Annotated in this window: 21 protein-coding genes; 11 read left to right on the forward strand and 10 right to left on the reverse strand. The window is 61.1% G+C overall.

Annotated features, from left to right (window positions below; all coding sequences use genetic code 11):
- Window positions 1-10: 10 nt before the first annotated feature.
- From BLT00_RS22885 to BLT00_RS22895, 3 genes are all read right to left on the reverse strand, one after another.
- Window positions 11-958, reverse strand: coding sequence for a MerR family transcriptional regulator (locus BLT00_RS22885; protein ID WP_092149572.1), 948 nt, complete (start codon window positions 956-958; stop codon window positions 11-13).
- A complete protein-coding gene (locus tag BLT00_RS22890) occupies window positions 958-1,920 on the reverse strand; it encodes a YbgA family protein (protein ID WP_092149570.1) in 963 nt (320 codons plus the stop codon). The genes BLT00_RS22885 and BLT00_RS22890 overlap by 1 nt, the downstream gene beginning before the upstream one ends.
- Window positions 1,921-2,092: 172 nt before the next feature.
- Entirely contained in the window at window positions 2,093-3,079 is a 987-nt protein-coding gene (locus tag BLT00_RS22895; protein WP_092149567.1) for an NAD(P)/FAD-dependent oxidoreductase, read from the reverse strand.
- A gap of 196 nt (window positions 3,080-3,275) precedes the next feature.
- Between BLT00_RS22895 and BLT00_RS22900 the strand changes: the two genes are divergently transcribed.
- The gene (locus tag BLT00_RS22900; protein ID WP_092149564.1) at window positions 3,276-4,175 is read left to right on the forward strand and encodes a TIGR01777 family oxidoreductase; all 900 of its coding nucleotides are present in this window, start codon (window positions 3,276-3,278) and stop codon (window positions 4,173-4,175) included.
- Window positions 4,176-4,188: 13 nt separating this feature from the next.
- Entirely contained in the window at window positions 4,189-5,214 is a 1,026-nt protein-coding gene (gene hemH / locus BLT00_RS22905) for a ferrochelatase (RefSeq protein WP_092149561.1), read from the forward strand.
- Window positions 5,215-5,333: 119 nt separating this feature from the next.
- Here hemH and BLT00_RS22910 read toward each other — a convergent pair whose 3' ends face one another.
- Together BLT00_RS22910 and upp are read right to left on the reverse strand one after the other, a co-directional pair.
- Complete coding sequence (locus tag BLT00_RS22910) at window positions 5,334-6,608, reverse strand: uracil-xanthine permease family protein (protein ID WP_092149559.1); 1,275 nt, start codon at window positions 6,606-6,608, stop codon at window positions 5,334-5,336.
- A 2-nt stretch (window positions 6,609-6,610) separates the two neighbouring features.
- Complete coding sequence (gene upp, locus BLT00_RS22915) at window positions 6,611-7,249, reverse strand: uracil phosphoribosyltransferase (protein WP_003185330.1); 639 nt, start codon at window positions 7,247-7,249, stop codon at window positions 6,611-6,613.
- Window positions 7,250-7,413: 164 nt separating this feature from the next.
- On the opposite strand from upp, the gene BLT00_RS22920 reads away from it, so the two are divergent.
- Together BLT00_RS22920 and BLT00_RS22925 are read left to right on the forward strand one after the other, a co-directional pair.
- Window positions 7,414-7,971, forward strand: a complete 558-nt coding sequence (locus BLT00_RS22920; protein ID WP_053125250.1) for a hypoxanthine-guanine phosphoribosyltransferase — start codon at window positions 7,414-7,416, stop codon at window positions 7,969-7,971.
- Window positions 7,972-7,974: 3 nt separating this feature from the next.
- Window positions 7,975-8,448: a WbuC family cupin fold metalloprotein gene (locus BLT00_RS22925; protein ID WP_092149556.1), complete on the forward strand. Its 474-nt coding sequence runs from the start codon at window positions 7,975-7,977 to the stop codon at window positions 8,446-8,448.
- Window positions 8,449-8,574: 126 nt separating this feature from the next.
- Here BLT00_RS22925 and dauA read toward each other — a convergent pair whose 3' ends face one another.
- Window positions 8,575-10,314, reverse strand: coding sequence for a C4-dicarboxylic acid transporter DauA (gene dauA, locus BLT00_RS22930; protein ID WP_092149553.1), 1,740 nt, complete (start codon window positions 10,312-10,314; stop codon window positions 8,575-8,577).
- A 266-nt stretch (window positions 10,315-10,580) separates the two neighbouring features.
- Between dauA and BLT00_RS22935 the strand changes: the two genes are divergently transcribed.
- The 3 genes from BLT00_RS22935 (at window position 10,581) to BLT00_RS22945 (ending at window position 12,068) form a co-directional block, all read left to right on the forward strand.
- Complete coding sequence (locus tag BLT00_RS22935; RefSeq protein WP_092149550.1) at window positions 10,581-11,066, forward strand: hypothetical protein; 486 nt, start codon at window positions 10,581-10,583, stop codon at window positions 11,064-11,066.
- A gap of 61 nt (window positions 11,067-11,127) precedes the next feature.
- On the forward strand, window positions 11,128-11,415 hold the full coding sequence (locus BLT00_RS22940; RefSeq protein ID WP_092149547.1) for a PA4642 family protein: 288 nt from the start codon (window positions 11,128-11,130) through the stop codon (window positions 11,413-11,415).
- Window positions 11,416-11,603: 188 nt separating this feature from the next.
- The gene (locus BLT00_RS22945; protein WP_063324402.1) at window positions 11,604-12,068 is read left to right on the forward strand and encodes a hypothetical protein; all 465 of its coding nucleotides are present in this window, start codon (window positions 11,604-11,606) and stop codon (window positions 12,066-12,068) included.
- Between the two features lie 56 nt (window positions 12,069-12,124).
- On the opposite strand, the gene mqo is transcribed toward BLT00_RS22945, so the two are convergent.
- Both mqo and BLT00_RS22955 read right to left on the reverse strand, forming a co-directional pair.
- The gene (gene mqo / locus BLT00_RS22950; RefSeq protein WP_063324403.1) at window positions 12,125-13,630 is read right to left on the reverse strand and encodes a malate dehydrogenase (quinone); all 1,506 of its coding nucleotides are present in this window, start codon (window positions 13,628-13,630) and stop codon (window positions 12,125-12,127) included.
- 738 nt (window positions 13,631-14,368) lie between these two features.
- Complete coding sequence (locus BLT00_RS22955) at window positions 14,369-14,602, reverse strand: hypothetical protein (RefSeq protein ID WP_092149544.1); 234 nt, start codon at window positions 14,600-14,602, stop codon at window positions 14,369-14,371.
- Between the two features lie 205 nt (window positions 14,603-14,807).
- On the opposite strand from BLT00_RS22955, the gene BLT00_RS22960 reads away from it, so the two are divergent.
- A complete protein-coding gene (locus BLT00_RS22960; RefSeq protein WP_003205489.1) occupies window positions 14,808-15,392 on the forward strand; it encodes a YajG family lipoprotein in 585 nt (194 codons plus the stop codon).
- A 62-nt stretch (window positions 15,393-15,454) separates the two neighbouring features.
- Here BLT00_RS22960 and BLT00_RS22965 read toward each other — a convergent pair whose 3' ends face one another.
- Window positions 15,455-15,661, reverse strand: a complete 207-nt coding sequence (locus tag BLT00_RS22965) for a hypothetical protein (RefSeq protein WP_003185312.1) — start codon at window positions 15,659-15,661, stop codon at window positions 15,455-15,457.
- A 361-nt stretch (window positions 15,662-16,022) separates the two neighbouring features.
- Between BLT00_RS22965 and BLT00_RS22970 the strand changes: the two genes are divergently transcribed.
- Window positions 16,023-16,304, forward strand: a complete 282-nt coding sequence (locus BLT00_RS22970) for a hypothetical protein (RefSeq protein WP_063324405.1) — start codon at window positions 16,023-16,025, stop codon at window positions 16,302-16,304.
- 209 nt (window positions 16,305-16,513) lie between these two features.
- On the opposite strand, the gene BLT00_RS22975 is transcribed toward BLT00_RS22970, so the two are convergent.
- Entirely contained in the window at window positions 16,514-17,680 is a 1,167-nt protein-coding gene (locus BLT00_RS22975) for a 1-acyl-sn-glycerol-3-phosphate acyltransferase (RefSeq protein WP_063324406.1), read from the reverse strand.
- Between the two features lie 139 nt (window positions 17,681-17,819).
- Between BLT00_RS22975 and BLT00_RS22980 the strand changes: the two genes are divergently transcribed.
- Together BLT00_RS22980 and BLT00_RS22985 are read left to right on the forward strand one after the other, a co-directional pair.
- Complete coding sequence (locus BLT00_RS22980) at window positions 17,820-18,002, forward strand: CPXCG motif-containing cysteine-rich protein (RefSeq protein ID WP_092149541.1); 183 nt, start codon at window positions 17,820-17,822, stop codon at window positions 18,000-18,002.
- Between the two features lie 13 nt (window positions 18,003-18,015).
- A complete protein-coding gene (locus tag BLT00_RS22985) occupies window positions 18,016-18,276 on the forward strand; it encodes a putative signal transducing protein (protein WP_092149538.1) in 261 nt (86 codons plus the stop codon).
- Window positions 18,277-18,287: the final 11 nt, after the last annotated feature.

Consider the following 18,287-nt stretch of genomic DNA (forward strand, 5'->3'; position numbering starts at 1 on the left):
TGTCTTCCATCTAAAGGAGTTCTCGACGACTCAGTTCGCGGTGAGCCGATAACGGGTCTTCGGCCCAGGACACGTCAATCATCGACACGCCTGTGGATAACCTGGCTTGGTGGATCGACGCAGCCGGGCCGGCAATGACGATCGGGCAATCGATTCCGCCCAGCAGCCTGGGCAGTTGGGACAGGTTGAGTGCGTGACTGGAATACAGCAGGACGCCGCGGGCCTTGAGGCGCTCGACCGCCAGGGCCAGTTCGCCGGCCAGTAGAGGGCCGTCGAACACTTCCACCGGGCAGTCGGCGCTGCTGGCCAGCCAGGCGGTGAGCCATAAGTGCGGCTCCTGGGGCGAGTCCGAATGATTGACCAGCAACAGTGGCGCGCCGCGCAACTGACGGTTGTTGTGGTAGATCCGGCTGCCGAACTTGCTGCGCAGCCACGAGTACAGGAAGACCCGTTCCAGCTGCGCACCGAACTGGCCTTGCCAGCGCAAGTGCAACTCGGCCAGCAACGGCAAGAGCAACTGCTCGCACACAGTCCAGGGTGGGTACAGCGCCATCGCCTGGTTGACCAGGTCATCGATCTGGCGCTCGGCCAGTTGCGTCACCGCCAGCACCAAGGCGTGGCGCTGTCGCTGCCAGTCATTCTCCGGCACCTGTGTGGGTTCGGTCGGTGGCTGCGGTGTGTCCAGCAAAGGCTTGATCTTGCTCACCGCAACGCCACGGTCGATCCAGGTGAGAATGCTCAGGATCCGTTGCACATGGTCGGCATTGAACAGTCGGTGGCCCTTGGGGGTACGGTGCGGCACGATCAGGCCATAACGGCGTTCCCAGGCTCGCAGCGTGACGGCGTTGACACCGGTTTGCCGGGCGACCTCGCGTATGGGCAGCCAGCCTTGCGCCAAGGCCTTGGCAAAGTCGGCCCCCAGGTCTTCGCTGGCGCTGGAGTCGGGTTCGTTCTTCATCAAATAGCGTTTCGCAAGCTGAGGTTTTCCGGGTGTGGTTGCAGGTAGACCTGCTGCGTCAGGTAAGGATCGGGGTGCTGGCGCAAGTGATGCTTGAGCAATGTCAGTGGCACCACCAAGGGCACGATGCCGAGGCGATATTGCCCGATCAGATGCTGTACTTCCTGTTTGTCATCGGCGTCGATGACGCGCTTGAGGTAACCGCTCAGGTGTTGCAGCACGTTGGTGTGGGTGCGACGGGTGGCGCATTTCTTCAAGGCGGCCATCAATGCGCTGAAATAGCGTGGGCCCAACTCATTGGGGTCGGCCTTGCCCATGTTGCCCAGCAAATTGCCCAGGGCCTTGTATTGCAGTGGGTTGTGGGCCATCAGCAGGTATTTGTAGCGCGAGTGGAATTCGATCAGGTCGCGACGGCTCAGTCCGTCGCGACGCAAAGGTTGCCAGGCGGCATAGGCGAACACCCGGGTCAGGAAGTTCTCGCGCAGCACCGGGTCGTTGAGGCGACCGTCTTCCTCCACCGGCAGGTCGGGGTGGCGTTCGCAGAAGGCCTGGGCATAGATCCCGCGGCCGCCGCCGTCCTGGGTCACGCCGTTGTGGTCATAAACCTTGACCCGCTCCAGTCCGCAGGACGGCGATTTCTGCATGAAGATATAGCCGCAGATGTCATCCAGTTCCCCAGCCATTTGCTTTGCGTAGTCGGCCAGTGGCCGGGTCGCGTTGAGCTCGCGATTCACCGTGCCGAGCGCCTCGGGATGTTTGGGGTCGCCCACCAGGCGAATCGGCTCCCGGGGGATACCCAGGCCGATGGCGACTTCGGGGCACACCGGCACGAAATCGAAATAGTCGACGAGGGTGCGGCTGCACAACTGCGATTGCTTGTGCCCGCCGTTAAAGCGAACTTCAGCCCCCATCAGGCAGGCGCTGATGGCGATTCTGGGTTTGGCGATGGCTGTGCTGGACATAGGCGACCTCTGATTGCTAAATCTTGTACAGATTTGTATTTCTGTACAATATTTTCATCATAGGTCCGAACGTGCACAAGTCAACCGGATTGTGTGGCGAGGCGACGTCAATCTGTGTCGCAGGCAGGCTGCTGTCTCTTTCGACAGCAGCGAATATCGATGGGTGATGCGCTTACTGCAGGCTTGCGTGCAGGCGGCGTGCGGCCTCCTGGCCGCTGAGCCATGCGCCTTCGACCCGGCCGGACAGGCACCAGTCGCCGCACACATACAGGCCCAGGTCGGCATCGGCCAAGGCGCCCCATTCGTGGTTGCCGGCGGGGCGGGCGTAGAGCCAGCGATGGGCCACGCTGAAGCTCGGTGCGGGCATCGCGCTGTGCAGCAGTTCGGCGAAGGCGCCGTGCAGATGTTCGATCACCGCTTCCTTGGACAGGTCGATGTGCTGCCGGCTCCAGTCGCTGGTGGCGTGCAGTACCCAGGTGTCGAGCGTGTTGTCGCGTCCCGGCTTGCTGCGGTTGCGCGCCAGCCAATCCAGGGGGCTGTCCTGTACGAAGCAGCCTTCCATGGGCGTATCCAGCGGTGTTTCGAAGGCCAGCGCCACGGCCCAGGTCGGGTCCATCTTCACGCCGGCGGCCACTGCGGCCAGCTTCGGTACGGCCGCCAGCAACGCGGTGGCCTGGGGCGCGGGCGTGGCGATCACCACCTGGCCGAAGGGGCCGTGGGTGAAACCTTCGGCGTCCTGCAAATGCCAGTGTTCCTGGCCGCGGTACACCTCGGTGATCCGGCAGGAAAACTGCACCTGCAACTTGTCGAGCAAGGCGCGGCTGATGGCGCTCATGCGCGGCGTGCCGACCCAACGGGTCTGCTCGTCCGGCGATGGGCTCAGTTGTCCGTTCTGGAAGTTGTAGAGTTGCGGGTTCCATTCCGCCGCCCAGCCGTTGGTTTGCCAGCGCTGGACCTCCGTGACAAAGCGGCGATCACGGGCGGTGAAGTATTGCGCGCCCATGTCCAATGCGCCGACGTCGCTGCGTTTGCTCGACATGCGTCCGCCGCTGCCGTGGCTTTTATCGAAGAGTTGAACGATATGCCCGGCCTCCGTCAGGGCCTGGGCGGCTGAAAGTCCGGCGATGCCGGTGCCGATGATTGCGATAGGTACAGTCATGAGGGCCTCGTTTACCTTTCTGTACAGACTACGCCGTCGTTTAAACCTGTACAATTCGGGTTTCTGGTATAAGTTTTACCGTTCGCGTTTGGACAGCTTGTCCTATTGTTAAACACAGACCCTGTCCGATACGAAAAATCCCTGCTTATAAAAATAGACTAATGGGCCGGGTAAAACGCGTTGCGAGGAACATCTCATGCACATATTGCTGACCGGCGGTACTGGTTTGATCGGACGTCAGCTCTGCCGCCTCTGGTTGGGGCAGGGACATCGCTTGACGGTATGGAGTCGCCGGCCCGAAGAGGTGGCGAAAATCTGTGGGGCAGATGTACGAGGCGTTGCCAGGCTCGATGAAGTTGTCGAGCCGGTGGACGCAGTGGTCAACCTCGCGGGAGCGCCGATTGCCGACCGGCCCTGGAGTCACAAGCGCAAGATGTTGTTGTGGAGCAGTCGCATCACGCTGACGGAAGTTTTGCTAGCGTGGCTGGAGCGTTGCGAGCAGAAACCGCAGGTGTTGATTTCCGGTTCCGCGGTGGGCTGGTATGGCGACGGTGGCGAGCGTGAGTTGACTGAGGAGTCGGGGCCGGTGAGTGAAGATTTCGCCAGTCAGTTGTGTATCGCCTGGGAAGAAACCGCGCAACGGGCCGAGGCGTTGGGCATACGCGTGGTGCTGGTTCGTACCGGCCTGGTCCTGTCTGCCGAGGGCGGCTTTTTGTCGCGGCTGCGGCTGCCGTTCAAACTGGCGCTGGGCGGGCGTATCGGCAATGGTCGGCAGTGGATGCCGTGGATTCATATTGACGATCAAATCGCCCTGATTGATTTTCTTCTGCACCGCTTTGATGCCAGCGGTCCTTATAATGCGTGCGCTCCGAACCCGGTGCGCAACCGCGATTTTGCCAAGGCCCTGGGGCATGCATTGCATCGGCCAGCCGTGGTGCCGATGCCGGAGCTTGCGTTGAAAGTCGCGCTGGGGGAGCTGTCCTTGCTGTTGCTCGGCGGCCAGCGCGCCACGCCGGCCCGATTGCAGGCGGCGGGTTTCACATTCCGGTTCACTGATTTGCCCGCGGCCTTGGAAGACTTGTCCAGCCGCCTTTGAAATAGGACGTTGCATGACCGATCACGCGTTGCTTCTGGTGAATCTGGGTTCGCCTGCCTCCACTTCGGTGGCCGATGTGCGCCGCTACCTCAATCAATTCCTGATGGATCCTTATGTCATCGACTTGCCATGGCCCGTGCGGCGCTTGCTGGTGTCGCTGATCCTGATCAAGCGTCCCGAGCAGTCGGCCCATGCCTATGCCTCGATCTGGTGGGAGGAGGGTTCGCCGTTGGTGGTGCTCAGCCGCCGGCTGCAACAGGCCATGACCGCGCAGTGGACCCAGGGACCGGTAGAACTGGCAATGCGTTATGGCGAGCCGTCCATTGAGTCGGCGTTGGTGCGGCTGGCGAGCCAGGGTCACAAGAAGATCACGTTGGCGCCGTTGTATCCGCAGTTCGCCGACAGCACCGTGACCACGGTGATCGAAGAGGCCAAGCGGGTCGTGCGGGAAAAGAGACTCGATGTGCAGTTCTCGATTCTCCAGCCCTTCTACGATCAGCCCGAATACGTTGACGCCCTTGTGGCCAGCGCCAAGCCGTACATGATGCAGGAACACGATCACCTGTTGTTGAGTTTCCACGGTTTGCCGGAGCGGCACCTGACCAAGCTCGACCCAACGGGCTTTCATTGCTTCAAAGACGCCGACTGCTGCAAGAACGCGCCGCCGGAGGTCATGGCGACCTGTTACCGCGCCCAGTGCATTCGCACCGCGCAACTGTTTGCCGAGCAGATGGGGCTGGCGGATGGTAGTTGGTCGGTATCGTTCCAATCGCGACTGGGCCGTGCCAAGTGGATCGAGCCTTACACTGAAGCACGCCTGGAAGAGTTGGCTAAAAGTGGCGTGAAGAAGGTGCTGGTGATGTGCCCGGCGTTCGTTGCCGACTGCATCGAGACCCTGGAAGAAATCGGTGATCGCGGGCGCGAGCAGTTCCGTGAGGCCGGAGGGGAGGAGTTGGTGCTGGTGCCTTGCCTCAATGATGAGCCGCAGTGGGCCAAGGCGTTGAGCACGCTGTGTGAGCGGGCGCCGATCGCGCTGTAATACAAAACCTGTGGCGAGGGAGCTTGCTCCCGCTTGGGTGCGAAGCGCCCACAACAGCGGGACTGCTTCGCAGTCCAGCGGGAGCAAGCTCCCTCGCCACAATAGAAGAGCAGGCTGATTTATAGCAGCGGCTCATCCGCCTTCTTGTGCTTCCAACTGTCATTGCCCGGCAGCAGCAGGTTCAGCGCGATCGCCACCACCGCGCACAACGCGATGCCTTTGAGGCCGAAATCGTCCGGCCCAGTGCCGGTGCCCACCAGCACACCACCGATGCCGAACACCAGCGTGACCGAAACGATCACCAGGTTGCGCGCCTCGCCCAGGTCGATCTTGTGGCGGATCAAGGTGTTCATGCCCACTGCCGCAATCGAACCGAACAACAGGCACAGAATCCCGCCCATCACCGGCACCGGAATGCTTTGCAGCAGCGCACCGAACTTGCCGATGAATGCCAGGCTGATGGCAAAGATCGCCGCCCAGGTCATGATCTTCGGGTTATAGTTTTTGGTTAGCATCACCGCGCCAGTCACCTCGGCATAGGTGGTGTTGGGCGGGCCGCCGAACAGGCCGGCGGCGGTGGTGGCAATGCCGTCACCGAGCAGTGTGCGGTGCAGGCCGGGTTTTTTCAGGTAGTCGCGACCGGTCACGCTGCCCACGGCAATCACGCCGCCGATGTGCTCGATGGCCGGCGCCAGCGCCACCGGGACGATGAACAGGATCGCCTGCCAATTGAACTCCGGTGCGGTGAAGGCCGGCAGGGCGAACCACGGCGCGGCGGCGATTTTCGCGGTGTCCACGACGCCGAAGAAAAACGCCATGGCAAAGCCCACCAGCACGCCGGAAATGATCGGCACCAGGCGGAAAATGCCTTTGCCGAACACCGCCACGATCAGGGTGGTGAGCAGCGCCGGCATCGAGATCATCATCGCGGTCTGATAATGAATCAGCTCGGTGCCGTCGCCGGCCTTGCCCATCGCCATGTTGGCGGCAATCGGCGCCATGGCCAGGCCGATGGAGATGATCACCGGGCCAATCACTACCGGCGGCAGCAGCCGGTCGATGAACCCGGTGCCCTTGATCTTCACCGCCAGGCCCAGGAAGGTGTAGACGAAACCTGCCGCCATCACGCCGCCCATGGTCGCGGCCAGGCCGAACTGGCCCTTGGCGAGGATGATCGGCGTGATGAAGGCAAAGCTCGAAGCCAGGAACACTGGCACCTGGCGCCCGGTGACGATTTGGAACAGGATCGTTCCCAGGCCGGCCGTGAACAGCGCCACGTTAGGGTCCAACCCGGTGATCAGCGGCATCAGTACCAGCGCGCCGAAGGCGACGAACAGCATCTGCGCGCCGGACAGCACCTGGCGCCAGAGCGGATCGTTGAACTCATCCTGCATGCTCAAGCGTCCTTCTGCTTGGTGCCGAAGATCTTGTCGCCGGCATCGCCCAAGCCCGGGATGATGTAGCCGTGCTCGTTGAGTTTCTGGTCAATGGACGCGGTGTAGATGGTCACGTCCGGGTGGGCGTCCTGCACGGCCTTGATGCCTTCGGGCGCGGCGACCAGCACCATGGCGCGGATGTCCCGGCAACCGGCTTTTTTCAACAGGTCGATGGTGGCGACCATGGAGCTGCCGGTGGCGAGCATCGGGTCGATGATCATCGCCAGGCGCTCGTCGATTTCCGGCACCAGTTTTTCCAGATAGGTGTGCGCCTGCAGGGTCTGCTCGTTGCGAGCCACACCCACGGCGCTGACTTTGGCCCCTGGAATCAGGCTCAGTACGCCCTCGAGCATGCCGATGCCGGCGCGCAGGATCGGCACCACGGTGATCTTCTTGCCGGCGATCTTCTCGACCTGGACCGTACCGGCCCAGCCGTCGATTTCATAGGACTCCAGCGGCAGGTCCTTGGTGGCCTCGTAGGTGAGCAGGGCACCGACTTCCTGGGCCAGTTCACGGAAGTTCTTCGTGCTGATATCGGCGCGGCGCATCAGGCCGAGTTTGTGTCTGATCAGCGGATGGCGGATCTCGAGGATGGGCATGGGGAAGGCTCCGGCGGCGGGCAAAAAAACCGGCCTAGATTAATCTATCCGAGGGTGTTGTCCTATAGACAATACAGAACGTTAGTCCACAAACGCTTGATCTGGCCGGGCGGGATGCGTACCTTTGCCGGCTTTTCCGAACCCTGCCACCCCTGGAGAGCGCCATGTCCGCTGATCTCGAGCATATCCGTCAAATCATGCGAGAGGCTGACTGCCTGTACACCGAAGCCGAAGTCGAAGCGGCCATCGCCCGTGTCGGTGCGCAAATCAATGAACAGCTGGCCGATGCCAATCCGGTGGTGTTCTGCGTCATGAACGGCGGGCTGATTTTCTCCGGCAAGCTGCTGACCTATCTGAACTTCCCATTGGAAGCGTCCTACCTGCATGCCACCCGTTATCGCAACGAAACCAGCGGCGGTGACTTGTTCTGGAAGGCCAAGCCGGAAGTCTCGTTCATCGACCGCGACGTGCTGATCATCGACGACATCCTCGACGAAGGTCACACCCTGGGCGCCATCATCGACTTCTGCAAACACGCCGGTGCCCGCGCCGTGCACACCGCCGTGCTGATCGACAAGGACCACGACCGCAAGGCCCGTCCGGACTTGAAAGCCGATTTCGTCGGCTTGCCGTGCATCGACCGCTACATCTTCGGCTACGGCATGGACTACAAAGGTTACTGGCGCAACGCCAATGGCATTTTCGCCGTCAAGGGAATGTAGTCGATGACCCGGCCAAGCTTTCTGGATCATGCACTGTTCGATGGATTGGCCGAAAAAGCCGCGGCCAGCCCTCGCGGACGGCAGCACCATAACTTCCACGAAATGGATGAGCCGTGCCACCGCATGGCGGTGGGCTTGCAGCCTTCGACCTACATCCCGCCGCACCGCCATCTGAGCGCCGACAAGGCCGAAACCTTGCTGGTGCTCAAGGGCCGGCTGGGGGTATTGATATTCGACGAAGCCGGCGCGGTGGTGGACAAGCGCATCCTGCAGGCCGGTGGCGATTGCCTCGGCGTCGACCTGCCGGCCGGCGTGTATCACGGATTGGTGGTGCTGGAAGCCGACAGCCTGATGTTCGAATGCAAAGCCGGCCCCTACCGCCCCGTGGGCGAGGGCGAACTGGCCCACTGGGCGCCCCGTGAAGGCGAGCCAGGCGTCGCCGAGTACCGGGCCTGGATGCGTGCCCAGTTCGACTGAGTACCGAATCAGTCGTCGGCACGGAGCTTTTGTGGCGAGGGAGCTTGCTCCCGCTTGGGTGCGTAGCACCCACCTGCAATTGGGGCTGCTGCGCAGCCCAGCGGGAGCAAGCTCCCTCGCCACAGTTCAAGCAAGTCTTGGATGAGCCGCGCCGCTGGCCAACCACTGCTCGCTCTTGACCCGCGCCTGCTCCAGGGTCTGCACATACGCCAATTGCCGCTGCTCGCGATGAATACCGGCGCGGCGCAGCTTCAGGCGCACCCTGGGCGCCGTCGCGACCAGGATCAGGCCGATGCCCTGCTTGCGGTAATCCTTCAGGATGTTTTCAAACGCAGCCAGCGCGGTCATGTCCAGCATGGGCACGGCGCTCATTTCCACCACCACCACGCGCACCCCCGGATCGAACTTGCGCAGCACGTCCAGGGCTTTTTCTGCCGCACCGAAGAACAGCGGCCCACGAATTGCGTAGCAGCGCACATGCTCGGGCATGCCCAGCAGGGCCTGGTGAAAGTGGCGAGGCAGTTCGGTGCTGTCGGTCAGTTCGCTCATGCGCTTGATGAACAGCCCGGCGGCCAGCAGCAGGCCGACGGCGACGGCCATGACCATGTCGAACAGCACGGTCAGGCTAAGGCAGGTCAGCAGCACCAGTACGTCGCTGCGCGGGGCGATGCGCAAGGTATGCAACACGTGTCCGGCTTCGCTCATGTTCCAGGCCACTATCACCAGTAGCGCCGCCAGGGCTGCCATGGGCAGGTAGCTGAACAGGGGCGCCAGCAACACCATCGCCAGCAGCACCACAAGGCTGTGAATGATCGCGGCCAGCGGTGAAGAGGCGCCGCTGCGCACATTGGTCGCGCTGCGGGCAATGGCCGCCGTGGCGGTGATACCGCCGAACAGCGGCGCCACAAGGTTGCCCAGGCCTTGGCCGATCAGCTCGGCGTTGGGGTCATGCTTGCTGCCGGTCATGCCATCCGCCACCACGGCGCACAGCAGCGATTCGATGGCGCCAAGCATGGCAATGGCGAAGGCCGGGCCCAGCAATTGGCGGATCAGATCATAGGAAAGCGTCAAGGGATGCCCCTGGCCATCTGGCAGGTTCCATGGCCACTCGAGGCTCGGTAAAAACGGCGGGATACCGGGGTGGCTGATGCCATCGACCATGTAGCTGAAACGCTCACCCAATGTCGCCACCGGCAAACCGCCGCGCTCCAGCGCCAGTCCCAATAGCGCCCCGACCAGCAAGGCAACCAAATGCCCGGGAACCCGCGGTACCCAGCGTGGCCAGGCAAACAGCACCGCCAGGCACGTGACGCCGATGATGCCATCGCCGAGCCGGGCACTGGGCAGCGCCACGATCAGTTCGCCCAACTGTTCGATGTAGTGCTTGGCTTGCCCGACGGTGGTCAACCCCAGCAGATCCTTCAGTTGCAAGGTGGCGATGACCACGCCGATCCCGGCGGTAAAGCCGAGGATCACCGGGTAGGGGATGTATTGGATCAGCCGTCCGGCGCGCATCAGGCCCAGGGTGATCAAGATCAGACCAGCGAGCATGGTGCACAACAACAGGCCGCCCAGGCCGTGCTGTTGCGTGATGGGCAGCAGGATTACCACGAATGCCGCCGTCGGCCCGCTGACGTTAAAGCGCGAGCCGCCGGTGAGGGCGATCAAGGGCGCGGCCACCAACACCGTGTACAAGCCATGTTGCGGTGGCACGCCAACGGCAATCGCCAGGGCCATGGCCAGTGGGATGGCGATGATGCCGACGGTCAGCCCGGCCACCAGGTCGCCACGCAGGCGCTCCAGGGTGTAACCGGCGCGCCAGGCCTGGCGCCAGGCGGCAAACAACGGTGGGGCGGAGAAAGACATGAATACTCCTCGCAAGGGGGACACTGGCACTGGCCCTGTGGCGAGGGAGCTTGCTCCCGCTCGAGTGCGTAGCGCTCGCAATATTATGGGGCGGCTGCGCCACCCAGCGGGAGCAAGCTCCCTCGCCACAAAGGCATGCGCCGGTAGGCCGGGGCTGATGGCTCTTTGAGTATGCCGTGCTCGTTGCGCGGATGTATTGATCTGGATCGTTATTTTTACCATCCAGGCTCATGCTAGAGTGCTCGGCCAAGACCCCGGAGCTTGTCATGCGTGTATCGATCCGCCGTAGCGCTACTTTGCTGTTGATCTCCAGCCTGCCCTTGGCGGCCGTGGCCGCACCGATGCACAGCCAGTTCCTGCCGCCTGATGACCTGGTGGTGCGCCAGGAGCAGCCTGAACAGCAGCAGTTGCTGCAAGTGACCGAGTATTCGGTGGTGCTGGGTAACCAGCGTCAGTCCAACCAGCAACCGATTCCGGTCACTTCGCCCTTGCTGGTCCGTCTCAAGGGCAAGCCGATGAACAAGGGCGCGACCCTCAGCCAGGTGATCCTTAACTTCGACGGCGAAAGCAAAAGCCTGAAGAAACCGGTTTTCGACGAGGCGAGCAAGACCCTGACGCTGTCTTATCCTCAGGCTCAGTACCGGGTGGTCATCGATCTGCTGCGCAACAACACGGTCTATGTGCAGTTTCTCACCTACGCCAACGGTCATATCTGGGCCGACCTGCACACCGGTGCCGAACGCCCGCGTTGAGCCGCGAGGCCTGCCGGGGGTAAACTGCCCGCCCCGTGAACTGTGCGAGCTGGAGCCGGCAATGCGTAAAGACAAGAAACAAGTGATTGGCGACGAGATTGGCGATGAACAGGTCAAGCTGTTCCTCAATTTCGAACCGGTCGATGCCACGTCGCCGTCGCTGCACAAACTGATCAAGGCCTACCGTGGGCTGCGGGTCGATGACTTCGAGCGGTTCCTGACGTTTTTCGTCGAGGCCGGTTACGACCTTAATGGCAAGGATGAGCAAGGCAAGGATTTCGTGGCGTTGATCCAGGACCAGCGTAACGCCGAGGAATACATTGAACTGATCAATAAGGCGCGTGGCTGATCGCGTTAATGTCATGTCCGCGGGCCGCCGCGGCGTTTGAATGTCTGCATCAGTATTTCATGACGTACTCAACTAAGCCCGAAAGGTTATGTCACCATTCGGGCTGTTTTGTTTTATCTGGATTTCCATTACTTTTGGGTTGAAACCAAGGGGTTTCATTTCAATCGCTAAATGGAGTTTTATTTATCATGGAAGATAAAGGTAAATGTATCGCCGGGTGTTTATTGGCCCTGATCGGCTGTCTGGCAAGTTCGGTTTCCAATGCGTTCGATGAGATCGTCAATGTGGAAATATTCAACGCAACGTCAGCGGTCATTGTGCCGGGTAGCGATTTCACGTGGTCTCTGGCCCCGGAAAATGCGGGCCACAGCTTTTCGATAAGTCCTGGGGAACGCCAGGAGCTAACCTATTATCTGCCCCAGGCGCGTGCCGAGCGGGAGTCATTTACCTACACCCAAGGAAACCGCACCTGCCATTTCAGTTTCGGGCATATTCCTGGCGTGCCGGTGAGTGACGGACAGACAATGCCTTATCGTCGCTGGGTTGAAGCGAAACCGGCAGGTGCCTGTGTTGCGGAGTTACTAGAGGTTGAAGATGACGATGATTATGTTCGTCATGGCGGAACACGCGTCAAGTTCAGTATGAAGTCATAATACGGGTAATAAAAAGCCTCCTGTTTGCACGGAAGGCTTTTTATCAGTACACAGTATCAGGCGTAACTTTGAGCCTTGCTGTCTTCAACCAACTCCAACGCAATGTTGTTCTGCGCGTTGATTTTTCGATACAGCGCCGCGTCGGTTTCCAACACTTTTTCCCGGGCCGGGAAGATCTCTGCGAGCTTGGCAGCCCACTCGCCCTTGGCTTTGTCCGGGAAGCAGCGCTCGATCAGTTCCAGCATGATCGACACGGTCACCGAAGCACCCGGCGATGCGCCGAGCAGGGCGGCGAGGCTGCCGTCCTTGGCCGCCACCAGTTCGGTGCCGAACTGCAGGACGCCACCTTTCTTCGGGTCTTTCTTGATGATCTGCACCCGCTGGCCGGCCACTTCCAGGCGCCAGTCCTCGGCTTTCGCCTCGGGGTAGAAACGACGCAGGGATTCCAGGCGCTGTTCCATGGACTGCATCACTTCGCTGATCAGGTACTTGGTCAGGTCCATGTTGTCCCGGGCCACGGCCAGCATCGGGCCGATGTTGCCGGCACGTACCGACAGCGGCAGGTCCATGATCGAACCGTGCTTGAGGAACTTGGTGGTGAAACCGGCGTATGGCCCGAACAGCAGGGATTTTTTGCCATCGACTACACGGGTGTCCAGGTGCGGCACCGACATCGGCGGCGAGCCCACGGCGGCCTGGCTGTAGACCTTGGCCTGGTGGTGCTTGACCACTTCCGGGTTGTCGCAACGCAGCCACTGGCCACTGACCGGGAAGCCGCCGAAGCCCTTGCTCTCCTCGATGCCCGAGGCTTGCAGCAGCGGCAACGCCGCACCGCCGGCACCGAGGAACACGAACTTGGCGTCGACATCGCGGCTGCTGCCGGAATTGACGTCCTTGATGCTCACGGTCCAGCCACTGCCGTTGCGCTTGAGACCGGTGACGCGCTTGCAGTATTTGACCTGAGTGTCCGGGGCGCTGGTCAGGTGCTTGAGCAACTGGTTGGTCAGGGCGCCGAAGTTGACGTCGGTGCCGTTCATGACGCGAGTGGCGGCGATGACCTCATCGGCCGGCCGGCCAGGCATCATCAGCGGCATCCACTCGGCCATCCGGGCCTTGTCCTCGGTGTATTCCATGTCGGCGAAGGCGTGATGCTGGCGCATCAGCTCGAAGCGCTTCTTCAGGAACGACACGCCTTTCTCGCCTTGCACGAAGCTCAGGTGTGGCACCGGGGCGATGAAGGACTTGGAGGAGCCGAACGTGCCTTTTTTGGTCAGGTACGTCCAGAACTGCTTCGACACCTCGAACTGGGTGTTGATGTGCACGGCTTTCTTGATGTCGACATTGCCGTCGGCTGCCTGGGGCGTGTAATTGAGCTCACACAGCCCGGCGTGACCGGTGCCGGCGTTGTTCCACGGGTTGGAACTCTCCGCGGCACCGGAATCCATCAGCTCGACGACTTCCAGCGAGATCGCGGGGTCGAGCTCCTTGAGCAGTACGGCCAGGGTGGCACTCATGATGCCGGCCCCTACCAGAACTACATCGACTGCTTCGTTATGCGCCATTTAACGCGTCTCCAAAATCTGCAGCACCAAATTGTCGGCATAGCGGCCAGGAGTGGCGGGGCAGGTCAGTTGCGCCCCAGTTATCCATGGCCAGGATCGCCATGTCCGAATCTTCGCAATTTTTCGCACCTACTGCGGATGCATGCAGCCTGGCCTCAAGAGTCACATGAACTCATTTAAGCGCCGGGCAGGCAATTCGACTTATGGCCGAGACATCCGTTCGTGCAACCAAATCCGTAGCGGACAGGCTTCAGGCGCCGGTTCTTGAGCGATATCCGGTCCTGTGTCGTTGGGCTGTTTCAGACGCTAATGGTGCTTGTTCAGACGCAAAACTCTTCATTTGCTCGCCACACTCTCGTGAAGTTGTGAAAACCCGTTTTTTCACGCTCTTTTGAAGACGTGAACCTCAAAAAAGGGCTGTCCCAGCCTGGCACTGCGCCCGGTTTGGTTGCCCCCATGTAGTACATGACAGGCAAAACGGGCAGACAGCTCAGTGACCGAGCGTAATGACAGCTCTGCAGATTCGCGAAAAGTGGTGATTTGCCTGGAGGAACAGCAAGCGCGCCAGCTTCACTCGATCTGTGTGGGCGGCTCTCTGTGGGCGTTGCGGGGTGCCAATACCAGCGCATCAGCGGTGTTGCGAGGCCCGATCAGGAGACGTCCTTATAATCGGGGGGAGATTGTATCGAAGAAACGCAGGGAAATGGTCGTGTTTAATGACTTTTATTAGCCGTCCGGTCAGATGGTCAACAGCTGCCGGTTACGTGCGCGGGCAGGAAGCGGTTGCACGCGGGCGCTGGCGGGCAATGGCTGGTGCAGCCAGTTGAGACGGATCTCTTCGATTTCCACCCAGCCTTCGCCCATGGGTTGCAGGCTGCACTGTTTGAACGCCTGGCAATGGCCGTTGCGATCGAGCAAGGCGAAGCTGCGGTGATGAGGGCGAGGGGTGAACAGGGAAATAAGGAAGCGCATGAGCGGATACCGGGTCAGGGAGCTTGGGGCAAGCCTGACAGCGGGCTATGACATGCCGGTGTAAGGACCGTGACAATGGGGTGACAGGAACCGGCAACCACGGCCCGTGTCAGACATTTCAGTATTCATCGTGCGACGCTAGTTCACGGCGATGGCGCACCGCTATACTGCCGGCCTGTTTGTGCCCGATTCTGGAGAGAAGAGCATGTTGCAACGCCTGTTGTTCGGTTTGATCGCTGTGACCAGTCTGACCCTCGTCGGCTGCGCCCACAGCCCGCAACAACTTAACCCGGAGCCCAAGCTCAATGCCCAACTGGCGCCTGTGGGTCGTGGCCAGCCGGTGGTGGTGCGAGTGGTGGACGGTCGTCCGTCGCCGACGCTCGGTACCCGTGGCGGGCTGTATCCGGAAACCAGTGTGATCACGGTGCAGGGCGCGCAGATCCTGCCCAAGCTGCAGGCCCAGGCTGAAGCTGCCGTGCGTTTGCTGGGCTTCACGCCGACCGCCAATGCCTTGAATGCACCGCAACTGACCGTAACCCTGGCCGAGCTCAAGTATCAGTCACCCAAGGAAGGCATGTATGTGACCGAAGCCACCATCGGCGCGACCTTCCGCTCCGACGTGCAGAACGCCAACCGCCGCTACAGCGGTCGTTACGGTGCTTCCCTGGACCAGCGTTTCGGCATGGCGCCTAACCAGGACACCAACACCAAGCTGGTCAGCGACGTCTTGAGCGATGCCCTGACCCGGCTGTTCAAGGATCCGACCATTGGGCAAGTGCTGGCTGAATAAGTAACAAACCTCACAACCCCTGTGGGAGCTTGCCCCACAGGGGTTTTTTATGGGCGATGTTCTCAGGCGGCCTGGGAATAGAACTCCAGCACACTGATCCCGGTCAGCAGGTCGGTCTCTGGAAGGTCGGCATGTTGATGACCGCCGAGGGCGCAATACACCAGCCAATGTCGGTCCTGCACGTTGAAGGACAGGCTGTCGACGAGGTTCTGTTGTTCGTCGCTTGGGCTGATGAGATAGAGGCGATCCTGGTTTTCGGCGTGCAACATGAGGGGTTCCGGGCAGGTTTGAAGGGCGACAGAGTGGCCTAATCAGATGACGAAACCGTGACGGGGGAAATTAACCCGAGGATTGATTACGGACCTGTGGCGAGGGAGCTTGCTCCCGCTGGGCTGCGCAGCAGCCCCCGACTAGCGTCTCGGTGTGTCAGGTTAATCGTGCAAGCTTTTTTTGGGACTGCTGCGCAGTCCAGCGGGAGCAAGCTCCCTCGCCACGAAGTCACCAGGCCATTATCCCAGCCGATCGTTACTGGTCGGAAAAAACGGTGCAGGGCGGCAGGCTTTCGGTAGAATCCGCGCCCTGTTCGTAGGCCACGGACGTGTCCTGTCCGTTTTTCGCTTGAGGTTCGTGATGTCGCTGCATCTGCTTTCGTTGTTCGCCGCCCACCCCGCCAAACTGATCAACTTGCTTGCGTTGCTGTTTGCCTGCCCGGGCGGTTGGGTGCTGCATGCGACGCGCCGCCGTGAACAACGGGCGCGGGCTTGCCTTGAAGCGCGCAATCGCGATGGCAACGAACGCTTCGAAGCGCTGCTGGATCTGGCCACTCAGCGGATGAACCGGTTTTTCTACCGGTTTGGCTTTGGCTGCCTGGCGCTGGCGTTGCTGATGTCGTGGATCAGTACGCAGTTCTGACTGCGTAGCCGTGGCAGGGTAAGTGAGGTTTGTCAGGCAGAGATGCTTTTGTGGCGAGGGAGCTTGCTCCCGCTGGGCTGCGCAGCAGCCCCCCTCGAACGGTCAACCCCAAGGCTCTGACTAATCGCAAGCCCGTTTTGCGATTGCTGCGCAATCGAGCGGGAGCAAGCTCCCTCGCCACAGGGAACCCGTGTCCTCAGACCTGTCGCTTAAAGCGCCAACCCCGCCTTGACCCGATACTGATTTCGCACCGGCGTTGCATATTGCAGCACCAGGAACGGCCGGTGTTCCGGCGGGCAAGCGTCCAGCCGGCGTTGCCATTCTTCCTGGGCCTTGACCAGCTCCTCGGCACCGAACACCTCGGCCGCCTTGGGCACTTGCAACTGCGGGTCGGCGTCGGCCCATTGGGCATAAGCCAGGTAATGCACCGGGAACAGGCGGTAGCCGCCGAGAATCTGCCGATCCATCTCCTGGGCCAGTTGCTTGGTGTCCTCGAACAGCTCGGTGATGGGCGCGGCGAAGTTCACGTGGACCCGGCCCTTGTAGCCGGTGATGCCCTTGGCGATGCTCACGTCGTCCTCGCCCGGAGCCTTGGTGTAGGTGCCGGTGGTTGCGCGGATGTACAACTCGCGGGCCTTGGCCTGGTCGCACGGATCGTATTCGTAGCTGATCGACACCGGGGTGAGGTTCAGTGACTGAATCACTTCGCCGAACGGCTCGTCCTTGCGGCTCATGTGGAACATCTTGAGGATCGCCGATTCGGTCCGGTCGTCACCGTCCTTGGCCCGTCCTTCGGCCTGGGCGATCCAGATCGAGGCGCAATCGTTGCGGATCGAATGGTTGATGTACGCCGACAACAACTGGTACGCCGCCATTTTTTCCCGCCGCCCGGTGATGGAGCGGTGCACGATGAAGCTCTTGTTCAGGCGCATCAGGTCGCTGACAAAGGGCTTTTGCAGCAGGTTGTCGCCAATGGCGATGCGCGGGGTCGGCAGGCCGGCGTGGTATACGGCGTAGTTGACGAAGGCCGGGTCCATCACGATATCGCGGTGGTTGGCGATGAACAGATACGCACTGCCGGACTTGAATTGCTCCACCCCGGTATAGGTCACGCCGTCGGTGGCGCGCTCGATGGTGTGGTCGACATAGAACTCCACTTTGTCCTGCAACGTGGCGACCGACGTCACTCCGGCGAACTCACGGCGCAATCTTTGCGCTATAAGGGGTTTGAGCATCCAGCCGAAGGCGCCGGCCAGGCGTGGGAAGCGGAAGTGGGTGAGGATATCTAGAAACGCCTTGTCGCCGAGCAGTCGTGCCAGCACCGCTGGGACTTCGCTGTCGTCGTAAGGTCGGATGGCATCGAATTCGCCCATCATGCTCTCTTGTTGGAAACGGCTAGGGTAAGTAAAGGTTCTAACGAAAAAACGACAGGGCACGGTCTGGAAGATAAGCCAGACAAAAATAGCCCTGCAAATAGACCGGCGATTATACGCACAAGTCACCTGGGAGACCGCGATGCTGGAAAGCGCTCATTATGAATGTCCGTATTGTGGGGAGGACGTAGAGACATCCCTGGACTTGTCCGGCGGCGATCAGGACTACATCGAGGATTGTCAGGTCTGTTGCCGGCCAATCACCTTTGTGTTGCAGGTCCATGGTGAGGAATGGCATCTCGAGGTCTTCAGCGAAAACGACTGACGGGGCGACACCGATGCAGCGAATCTACGAGCTGGAAAACCTGATGGAAGGCGAGTTGTTGCAAGGCATGCTTGCCAGTGAAGGCATCACGGCGCATCTGGTGGGGCGCGATTTGCTGGGCGGTGCGGGGGAGTTGCCCATGCAGGGCTTGCTGGGACTGGCGGTGGAAGATGACCAGGCGCAATACGCCCGGGAGTTGATCGCCGCGTACAATGCCGCACTGCCGTTGCCCGGCGATGAACCGGACAGCTATCCCGGTACGCTGGTCTGTTAGGCTGGCGGCCG

Source organism: Pseudomonas sp. NFACC51, from assembly GCF_900103575.1.
Taxonomy (GTDB): domain Bacteria; phylum Pseudomonadota; class Gammaproteobacteria; order Pseudomonadales; family Pseudomonadaceae; genus Aquipseudomonas; species Aquipseudomonas fluorescens_Q.